A 9,851-nucleotide genomic window follows, 5' to 3' on the forward strand; every position below is an offset into this window, starting at 1 on the left:
GCCATTTTGATGATTTTTGTTATTCCTCAGTTTCAATCTTTGTTTCAGGGATTTGGCGCTGACCTGCCTGGATTAACAAAACTCGTCATCCGTGTGTCTGAAATTTTCCAGGAAAAATGGTGGTTAATTTTCGGTGTTCTTATCGGCACTGTAATGGGTTGTATGGCCGCAAAAAAACGCTCCAGAAAAGTCCAGCACTTCCTAGACAGATTACTGTTAAAAATACCCGTCATTGGTGCCGTGATGACGAAAGCCGCCATTGCGCGTTTTTCACGGACTTTTTCCACCATGTTCAAAGCCGGTGTGCCGATGGTTGAAGCCATGACCTCTGTAGCCGGTGCAACGGGTAATGTCGTATACGGTGAAGCCACATTGGATATGCGAGATGAAGTCTCTACCGGTACGCAGCTGAACAAAGCGATGCTTGATACTGAGCTGTTTCCCAATATGGTGGTCCAAATGGTAGCCATTGGTGAAGAGTCCGGCTCTTTAGATTCTATGCTGGCAAAAGTCGCTGACTTTTTTGAACGTGAGGTTGATGATGCTGTTGATAATATGACGGCTCTCATGGAACCCATCATCATGGTCTTCCTTGGTGGTATTGTCGGTACACTGGTTATCGCTATGTACCTGCCTATATTCAAGCTCGGGGCTGCCATTTAAGCATGTTATTGTTCGATTACCTTGCTTTGTCACCCATTGCTTGGGTGGCGATAACAGTATTGCTTGGCTTGTTAGTCGGCAGTTTCTTGAATGTCGTTATCTACCGTCTTCCCATCATGATGCAATATGAGTGGGAATCGCAGTGTGCAGAGCTTGCAGACCAAGCGCAGCAAGAAAGACAGACTTTTAACCTGTCCACTCCCCGTTCACGTTGTCCGCATTGTGGACATGCCATTTCAGCCATTGAAAACATCCCTGTCCTAAGCTATCTGGTACTGAAAGGGCAATGTCGATCGTGTCAGGCTTCGATTTCCATTCGCTATCCATTTATTGAAATCATAACGGGTTTCGCTTCTGGCCTAGCTGCTTGGCATTTTGGTTTTAATTGGGCTTGTCTAGGTGCGTTGTTGCTGACATGGTCATTAATCGCATTGACGTTTATTGACCTTGATCATCAGCTTTTACCAGACAAAATCACTTTGCCTTTTGTCTGGCTTGGAATTTTCTTCAATTTATTCGGTATTTATACCGATCTTGCCAGCAGTGTAATAGGCGCCATAGCCGGCTATTTATCTTTGTGGAGTATTTACCACCTGTTCCGTCTGATAACGGGTAAAGAAGGCATGGGCTACGGTGACTTTAAGTTACTGGCTGTATTGGGTGCATGGATGGGCTGGCAGTACCTGCCCATGATCATCCTACTTTCCTCTCTGGTAGGAGCCGTAGTTGGTATTAGTCTGATTTTACTGAGAAGACATCAACGCGATATTCCCATCCCATTTGGCCCTTATCTTGCGGCTGCCGGCTGGATTGCTCTTATCTGGGGTGAACCATTAAACCAAGGCTATCTTAAGCTAGCTGGTCTTAGCTAATGCATTTTCGCGTAGGGCTAACGGGTGGTGTTGCCTGTGGCAAAAGCACTGTCAGTCAATTATTTTCTGAGCTTGGAGTGACCATCATTGATGCCGACGTCATTGCCAGAAAGTTGCTGGAAAAAGACACGGATTGTTATAAGCAGGTCATAGAGCTATTTGGTACCGACATCACATTTTCTGATGGCGAAATTAATCGCGCTTTGCTTCGAGATCTTGTATTCAGTGATGCTACCGCCAAGCATCAATTAGAAAAAATCCTTCACCCTGAAGTGCGCGAGCAAATGTTGGCTTTAGCCGAAACGAGCGAAACAGCCTACTGCATCTTTGTTGTGCCATTGTTAGTTGAGGCCGATATGTTGGATCTCGTAGATCGCATCCTGGTCATTGATATTCCTGAAGCAACTCAACTAGAGCGCCTTATAAAGCGTGATAAGTTAACCAAAACTCAGGCCCAGAACATACTCAATAACCAAGCGACTCGACAGCAACGCATGCAGGTTGCTAACGACCTTATCGACAATCAAAATGATATAAATTCGTTAAAGGATAAGGTTGAACAATTACATCACTTTTATCGTGAACTAGCTTTAAAATACAACGCAAGTTGCTAGCAGTCTCCGAGTCAGGGACAATAAACGCATTATTTCATTGCGGCCATTAATACGACTGTGTCAGAACATATTATTTTTGAACAACCACTCAATGAGAGAATAAGAACATTCCTGCGCTTGGAGTTCCTGTTCAAACGTGTTGACAGTGCGTTAACCCAGCAAACTGAAATGCATCATCGCGATGCTCTGGATGCCATGCTTAATATGTTAAGTGTGTTTGAGCGCAGTGATCTTAAGCAGGAGTTAATGAAAGAAATTGAGCGTCTTTCCGCTAACCTTACTGCACTTGAAAATACGCCCGGCGTTGATACTCAGGCACTCGAAACATTACTCTCTGATTTAGATCAAAATCTTGACGCATTACATATTCAGAAAAGCGGTATTGGTCAAACCTTGCGCGAAAATGAATTTCTTTATAGCATTCGACAGCGTTCAAGCATTCCTGGTGGTACCTGTGACTTTGATTTACCGGCCTATCATTTTTGGTTGCAGCACACAGACGCGACTATCAGAACTGAACAATTACGTCTTTGGTTAAACGAGTTTCAGTCAGTGCGTAATGCCGTCGATATGAGTTTACGATTAATCCGCAGCAGTATCGGGTTTCGTCCAGAAGTCGCAAAGGATGGCTTTTTTCAGCGCAGTCTCGACAGCAATCAGCCTTACCAGCTAATTCGAGTAGAAACACCCGCATCTGTCACCTATTTTCCAGAGGTCAGTGGTGGTAAACACCGCTTTACCATTCGTTTTATGCAATTTGATATTAGCCAACGCCCGCAACAAACATTCGAAGAAATTCCATTCAGACTTAGCTGCTGTGCGATGTAATTATGGTGACGACGGTAACTTGCCCACAATGCGGAAAAACGGTTAACTGGGAGCAAAAAGAGCTCTGGAAGCCTTTTTGCAGTGAGCGCTGTAAACTCATTGATCTTGGAGAGTGGGCAACGGAAGGGCACCGCATCGCTGGTGAACCACACTTTGATCCTGAACAGGATCCTAACGACCACCATTAAATCGATGCGCGTTGCAATGCCTCAATAATGGCAGCATTTGCAGCTGGAAACTCACCTTTTTCTAATTCATCAATGGTTTGCCAGCGTAACGCTTGGCCTTCTTTTCCCTGCGGCTCGCCAGTAAAGTGAGACACCAACCAAACATCGAGGCTCACCTGCTTATCACCATAGTCGTGTTCGATACGCACAAATGGTGCTGCTGTTTCTACTGATACACCCAGTTCTTCATGGATTTCACGCTGGAGGGTATCAAACATGGATTCATCAGGCTCGCGTTTGCCGCCGGGAAACTCCCACAAGCCCCCTTGATGCTGATGAAGCTGCCGCCAGCTGGTCAACACTTGTTGTTCCGTGTTGAGCATAATGGCAACAGCAACATCTATTTGTTTCATGATTCAACTAGCTCGCAAGGTAAAGATGGCACCACAATAAGGGCAGTGTGCTTCACCTTTATCTTTGATTGGGAGAAACACTCTCGGGTGCGCATCCCAGGCCGGCATATCTGGCATAGGACAAGACAAAGGCAGATCGCGCTCTGTAATCTGATAATGTTGTTGCGTACAGGCCTGCTTTTGCTCAGTCACAGACTTACCCCCATTAAAGGCTAGATAGGTAAAGCCAACATATTATCCAGGGCTAGTTTGGCCTCATGTGCCGTAGTCGTATCAACAGAAACTTGGTTCACCACATGCCCTTCAACCAAATTTTCCAACACCCATAGCAAATGCTGAGGATCGGTACGAAACATCGTTGAGCACATGCAAACGGTTGGCGACATAAAATGAACAGACTTGCCTTCAGACTGGAACTGTTCATTTAGACGACTCACCAGGTTTAACTCGGTGCCAACTAACCAACGTGTGCCGGGTTCACTGTCAGCAATCGTCTTAACAATATATTCCGTAGAGCCAACAAAATCAGATTTCTGGCACACTTCAAAACTGCATTCAGGGTGTGAAATCACTTTGGTTTCGGGATACTTTTCTAAAAAGTTATCAATTTGAACCGGCTGAAACATTTGATGAACAGAACAAAACCCTTTCCATAGGATCATCTTGGCATTACGAATTTCGTCTGCCGTCAGTCCGCCCATTGGTTTATCGAAATCCCAGACCACCATCTCTTCAAGTGGAATGCCCATTTTATGACCGGTATTACGCCCTAAATGCTGATCCGGAAAGAACAATACCTTTTCACGTTGTGAAAATGCCCAATCAAGAACATGTGGCGCATTAGTTGATGTACAAACAATACCACCGTGTTTGCCACAAAATGATTTCAGATCTGCCGCAGAATTGATGTAGGTAATTGGCGTGATGGTTTCTTCTGGGTTCAACACTTCCGCCATTTCTTCCCAAGCGCGGTCTACATTGATTCGGTTGGCCATATCCGCCATCGAGCAACCAGCCGCCAAATCAGGCAGAATCGCAACTTGGTCCGGGCGTGACAGAATATCGGCAACTTCCGCCATGAAATGCACACCACAGAAAACGATATATTTCGCATCTGAGTTGGCGGCATTACGTGATAATTTCAGCGAGTCACCAGAAAAGTCAGCATGACGAAAGACTTCGTTACGTTGATAATGGTGGCCAAGAATCACCAAATCATCGCCTAGTTTTTCTTTCGCTTTGGCAATGCGCGCTTCGCAGGTCTCATCATCCAGCGAAAAATAATTCTCAAATGGTATTTCTTTGCTAGCCACAATTAATCCTCTTTACTACTGAGCTTCTGCGTTAGGCAACTTTCTCAAGCGAATGTTCAGCTCTTTTAATTGCTGATCCGCGATAGCGCTTGGCGCATCAGTCAACAAACAGCTGGCTGATTGTGTTTTCGGGAAAGCCATCACATCACGAATAGAAGCTGAACCAGTCATCAACATCACCAGACGATCAAGACCAAATGCCAGACCTCCATGCGGAGGGCAACCATATTTTAGTGCTTCAAGCAGGAAGCCAAATTTATCTTGTGCTTCTTCTTCACCAATGCCCAAGAGCTCCAGTACTTTCTTTTGAATCTCGGTTTGATGGATACGAATCGAACCACCACCTAACTCAGTACCATTCAATACCATGTCATAAGCGCGTGACAGACATTTCTCAGGATCCGTCTCCAGCAAGCCAACATCAGACTCTCTTGGCGCCGTGAATGGATGATGTAAAGCATGCCAGCGTTCTGATTTGTCATCCCATTCAAACATCGGGAATTCAACAACCCACAGTGGACGCCAACCATGTTCCACCATATCCAGATCTTGACCCACTTTAACACGTAGGGCACCCAGTGATTCATTCACTACCGATGTCTTATCCGCACCGAAGAACACCAGATCACCCGTTTCGGCACCGACTCGTTGCATGATGGCTTCGACCACATCATCAGGCAGGAATTTCAGGATAGGCGATTGCAAACCGTCACGGCCTGCGGCCAAATCATTGACTTTGATATAGGCCAAACCTTTTGCCCCGTAAATGCCAACATACTTGGTGTAATCATCGATTTCTTTACGGCTGAGACTGTTACCACCAGGTACACGTAGCGCTGCGACACGACCGCGCTCATCATTAGCAGGCCCAGAGAAGACTTTAAAGTCGACGGCTTGCATCAAGTCACTAACATCCACTAGTTCTAGTGGAATTCGCAGATCAGGCTTATCACTTCCGTAACGTTGCTGTGCTTCCGCATACGTCATGCGAGGAAAAGGATTCGGCAGTGGCTGTTCTAATACGTTTGCAAACAGGCTACGGATCATTTCTTCCATCAGCGACATGAACTCTTCTTCATCAACAAAAGACGTTTCTATATCGACTTGGGTAAACTCAGGCTGGCGATCAGCACGTAGATCTTCATCACGGAAACAACGAACAACCTGATAATAACGATCAAAGCCTGACATCATCAGCAACTGTTTAAAAAGCTGTGGAGACTGTGGCAAGGCAAAAAATTCACCGGGATGAGTACGACTTGGCACCAAGTAGTCACGCGCCCCTTCTGGGGTGGCTTTAGTCAGGATGGGGGTTTCAATATCAAGGAAACCGTGATCATCGAGATAGTTACGTAACTGACGGGTAATTTGTGAACGAAAACGCAGACGTTGCTGCATTTCAGGGCGACGCAGATCGATATAGCGATGGCGCAGGCGAATATCTTCACTGACATCCAACAATTCATTCAGAGGAAACGGCGGTGTTTCAGCACTGTTTAATATTTCGAGCTTTTTGGCGATGATTTCAATCTTACCGCTTTTCAGATCGGGGTTATCACTACCCGCGGGACGCAACTGAACATTACCTTCAATTTTCAGCACATATTCACTGCGTACACGCTCTGCTGTGGTAAAACTTTCAGCATCTTCTGGATTACAAACGACCTGAACCAAACCATCACGATCTCTTAAGTCAATGAAAATGACCCCACCGTGATCACGTCGGCGGTGCATCCACCCCACAACGGTAACTGATTTACCTTCTAGCGTTTCATTCACTTCGCCGCAATAATGGCTACGCATAATTTTTTTCCAATCTTCTTATTTTCAATTTGTTTCTGCATGCAGGCTGATATTAGCTGCCGCAATTCGTATTATTTGTTAAGTTCGGCCTGCTGTTGCTTCAACAGTTTATTTTTTTGCCAATCGGGTACTACAACCCCCATCGATATAATCATCTTCAGACCTTGCTCAACCGCCATATCGAGATAAATCACTTCATGCTCAGGAACCATCAAAACAAAACCCGAAGTTGGGTTAGGTGTCGTAGGTATAAACACGCTAATCACATCTGCTTCTGTTTTTTCCTGTACTTCACCGAGTTGATCCGAGGTCATAAATGCCAGACTCCAGACCCCTTTGCGCGGATACTCAATGAGTAATACCCGTCGAAACGATTTGGCATCGGCTGCCAACACCGCTTCCATAATTTGTTTCACACCAGCATAAAGAGTCCGAACGAGAGGAATACGTGACAATAACGATTCCCATGCATTCACCAATCGCCTGCCCAGCAAATTGGCAACAATCATACCGGTTGCCAATACCAAGACAATGGCTAACACAACGCCCAAGCCGGGTATATGAAAACCCAGCAGGTTATCCGGCTGATAACCATGAGGCAAGAGCAATAGCGTTTTATCGAGAAAACCAACTATTGCTCGTATCACCAGAAAGGTGATGCCTAAAGGCATCCATACTAATAAGCCGGCAATCAGATATTTACGCATAAAGCTGCGAATGGTTTATAGGCATAAATTGTCGCTGCTCAGGTTTTTCACGCTGCCGGCTCAGTCTTTTTTGCTGTAGTCGCACTCTCAGCCAAGTTACGTTTGTTACTGGTTTTGAAATCAGTTTCATACCAGCCTTGACATTTCAGACGAAACCCCGCCGCTGAAATCAGTTTGCGAAGGTCTTGTGCTTCACAAGCGGGACAATGAACCAAAGGCTCATCACTAATTTTTTGTAACGCCTCAAACTCGTGCCCACAGGCATCACAGCGATATTCATAAAGTGGCATTTTTCGTTCCTCACAATACCAAACTTATTCGGGATCGTTTAAGTGCGGCTAAAAACGCAGTTTTCAAGCCGTTAAATCCCGTAATTATAACTAAAATTATAATCTGCCGCCGAATCGCTTTTCCTAGACAACTTTGTTTCAGCTAAACTGCGCTAATGAAAACATATCAAGACTGGCGAGCTATTCGTAGTCTGCTGCCTTTTATCTGGCAGTTCAAAGGCCGCGTTTTTTTTGCTCTGAGTTTGCTGACCTTAGCCAAACTAGCGAATGTCGGCGTTCCGCTTGCGCTGAAACAAGCCGTTGATGCACTGGATCCACAACAGCAACCTATCATTTATTTACCTGTCGCTATGTTGATCATCTACGGGGGGTTACGACTAACCAGCAGTGTATTTAGTGAGTTACGTGACGCCTTGTTCGCCAAAGTGATATTTCGCACTGTCAGGCGTATCGCCACCACCATTTTCAGCCACTTGCACAATCTCTCATTGCGCTTTCACTTGCAGCGTCAAACTGGGGGCATATCGCGTGATATTGAACGTGGCTCGCGTGGTATCGGCTTTTTGTTGAACTTCATGATTTTCAATATTCTGCCGACCTTGGTTGAAATCGGCTTGGTTTGTATTATTTTGCTGCTTAATTACGACAGCATTTTTGCCTTAATCACCACTGGCACCATACTTATATATATAGTCTACACATTACTGGTCACGGAATGGCGAATGCGATTTCGACGAGCAATGAATGATATGGACTCGGAAGCGAATAATCAGGCGATAGATAGCTTGCTGAATTATGAAACCGTCAAATACTTCAACAATGAAGCATTTGAAGTAGACCGCTACGATTTTAAGCTAAAACAATGGGAACAGTCGGCGGTACGGAACCAAATTTCCTTATCCGTACTCAATGTGGGTCAAGGTGTCATCATCGCCGTTGGCTTGACCGCATTAATGCTGCTGGCCGGTCAGGGCGTTGTAGATAAGGAACTCTCACTGGGTGACTTGGTGTTAATCAATGCCTACCTTCTACAGTTATATTTACCTCTAGGTTTTTTAGGATTTGTTTATCGTGAAATCCGCCACTCCTTAGCTGATATGGAACGCATGTTTCTCCTACTTGATCAACAACAGGAGACCGCCGATACAGCAAATGCCAAATCCCTGAATGTGAGTCAGGGGAAAATATGCTTTGAAAATGTCGCGTTTTTTTATCAAAAACAGCGTCCTATCTTGCAGCAAATAGACTTTACTATTGAAGCCGGGCAAAAACTCGCATTAGTGGGCGCTAGTGGCTCAGGGAAATCAAGCATTGTTCGTTTGCTATACCGTTTTTATGATCCCCAGCAAGGGCGCGTGTTGATTGACGGTCAAGATATCCGTGAGGTAACACAACACAGTCTCAGGCAAGCGATTGGTGTAGTGCCACAAGACACCGTACTGTTCAATGACAGCATTTTTAACAACATCGCTTATGGCGAAACCGGTGCCGATGCTGATGCTGTCATTTCTGCTGCCAAGCAAGCCCATATCCATGAGTTCATAAGCCACTTACCCGATGGCTACGATACCCTGGTAGGTGAACGAGGTCTTAAACTCTCTGGTGGCGAAAAGCAGCGTGTCGCGATTGCTCGCACTTTATTAAAAAACCCGGCAATTCTTGTGTTTGATGAAGCCACTTCGGCTCTGGACAGCCACGCTGAACAGGCGATTGGTCAAGAGTTGCTATCGGTCAGTGCTAACAAAACCACCCTCGTTATTGCCCACCGACTATCCACAGTGGTTGATGCCGATACTATTCTCGTCTTGGATCATGGCCGTATTATCGAACGCGGAAACCACGACCAGCTTCTCAAGCAAGGCGGGCACTATGCTGCGATGTGGGCCTTACAACAGAGTGAGCGATCTAACGACTTCGATAACAACAATTCCGTTATTTGACCTATTTTTACGACCTATATGATGGACATTAAACTCTTGACTGGTTTAGTATGTCGCGCGGTCTCGGACTCGACTAAATCAAAAAGCCTTACAAAATATTGATTTAGTTCTGTTCAGTTTCGGTTCAGTTTGCGTATGCAACACTGGCACCGCACTGAGGCAAATAACCTAAAAAAACGAGAGGAACTATAATGAAATATGGCAAATCACTTATTGCTGCCACTTTGAGCGCAGCGACTTT

General features: G+C 45.4%; 12 protein-coding genes. 6 read left to right on the forward strand and 6 right to left on the reverse strand.

Annotated features, from left to right (window positions below):
- The 5 genes from MDMS009_RS13550 to yacG all read left to right on the forward strand — a co-directional run.
- Nucleotides 1–663 (forward strand): type II secretion system F family protein (locus tag MDMS009_RS13550; protein ID WP_043888373.1); only part of this gene is annotated, 663 nt, incomplete at its 5' end.
- Nucleotides 664–665: 2 nt separating this feature from the next.
- Nucleotides 666–1,535, forward strand: coding sequence for a prepilin peptidase (locus MDMS009_RS13555; RefSeq protein WP_008291969.1), 870 nt, complete (start codon nucleotides 666–668; stop codon nucleotides 1,533–1,535).
- Nucleotides 1,535–2,149 carry a dephospho-CoA kinase gene (gene coaE, locus MDMS009_RS13560; RefSeq protein WP_008291971.1) on the forward strand — a complete coding sequence of 205 codons (615 nt, stop codon included), beginning with the start codon at nucleotides 1,535–1,537 and terminating at the stop codon, nucleotides 2,147–2,149. Before MDMS009_RS13555 ends, coaE begins: the two co-directional genes overlap by 1 nt.
- A gap of 57 nt (nucleotides 2,150–2,206) precedes the next feature.
- On the forward strand, nucleotides 2,207–2,977 hold the full coding sequence (gene zapD, locus MDMS009_RS13565; RefSeq protein WP_008292003.1) for a cell division protein ZapD: 771 nt from the start codon (nucleotides 2,207–2,209) through the stop codon (nucleotides 2,975–2,977).
- Nucleotides 2,978–2,979: 2 nt separating this feature from the next.
- On the forward strand, nucleotides 2,980–3,165 hold the full coding sequence (gene yacG, locus MDMS009_RS13570) for a DNA gyrase inhibitor YacG (RefSeq protein ID WP_036311645.1): 186 nt from the start codon (nucleotides 2,980–2,982) through the stop codon (nucleotides 3,163–3,165).
- Here the strand turns inward: yacG and mutT are convergent.
- The 6 genes from mutT to MDMS009_RS13600 all read right to left on the reverse strand — a co-directional run bounded on the left by mutT (nucleotide 3,162) and on the right by MDMS009_RS13600 (nucleotide 7,670).
- The gene (gene mutT, locus MDMS009_RS13575; protein WP_008291993.1) at nucleotides 3,162–3,557 is read right to left on the reverse strand and encodes an 8-oxo-dGTP diphosphatase MutT; all 396 of its coding nucleotides are present in this window, start codon (nucleotides 3,555–3,557) and stop codon (nucleotides 3,162–3,164) included. The genes yacG and mutT overlap by 4 nt on opposite strands.
- 3 nt (nucleotides 3,558–3,560) lie before the next feature.
- Nucleotides 3,561–3,749: a zinc-finger domain-containing protein gene (locus tag MDMS009_RS16540; protein ID WP_008291952.1), complete on the reverse strand. Its 189-nt coding sequence runs from the start codon at nucleotides 3,747–3,749 to the stop codon at nucleotides 3,561–3,563.
- A 20-nt stretch (nucleotides 3,750–3,769) separates the two neighbouring features.
- Nucleotides 3,770–4,870 carry a quinolinate synthase NadA gene (gene nadA, locus MDMS009_RS13585; protein ID WP_008291966.1) on the reverse strand — a complete coding sequence of 367 codons (1,101 nt, stop codon included), beginning with the start codon at nucleotides 4,868–4,870 and terminating at the stop codon, nucleotides 3,770–3,772.
- Nucleotides 4,871–4,885: 15 nt separating this feature from the next.
- Nucleotides 4,886–6,673 carry an aspartate--tRNA ligase gene (gene aspS, locus MDMS009_RS13590; protein WP_008291974.1) on the reverse strand — a complete coding sequence of 596 codons (1,788 nt, stop codon included), beginning with the start codon at nucleotides 6,671–6,673 and terminating at the stop codon, nucleotides 4,886–4,888.
- A 71-nt stretch (nucleotides 6,674–6,744) separates the two neighbouring features.
- Nucleotides 6,745–7,380 (reverse strand): DUF502 domain-containing protein, encoded by a 636-nt coding sequence (locus MDMS009_RS13595; protein WP_008291943.1) that lies wholly within the window; start codon nucleotides 7,378–7,380, stop codon nucleotides 6,745–6,747.
- Nucleotides 7,381–7,427: 47 nt separating this feature from the next.
- A complete protein-coding gene (locus MDMS009_RS13600) occupies nucleotides 7,428–7,670 on the reverse strand; it encodes an FmdB family zinc ribbon protein (protein WP_008291950.1) in 243 nt (80 codons plus the stop codon).
- A 155-nt stretch (nucleotides 7,671–7,825) separates the two neighbouring features.
- On the opposite strand from MDMS009_RS13600, the gene MDMS009_RS13605 reads away from it, so the two are divergent.
- Nucleotides 7,826–9,610, forward strand: coding sequence for an ABCB family ABC transporter ATP-binding protein/permease (locus MDMS009_RS13605; protein ID WP_008291964.1), 1,785 nt, complete (start codon nucleotides 7,826–7,828; stop codon nucleotides 9,608–9,610).
- The last annotated feature ends 241 nt before the right edge of the window (nucleotides 9,611–9,851 follow it).

The sequence above is a fragment of the Methylophaga thiooxydans DMS010 genome (assembly GCF_000156355.1).
Classification (GTDB): Bacteria; Pseudomonadota; Gammaproteobacteria; order Nitrosococcales; family Methylophagaceae; genus Methylophaga; species Methylophaga thiooxydans.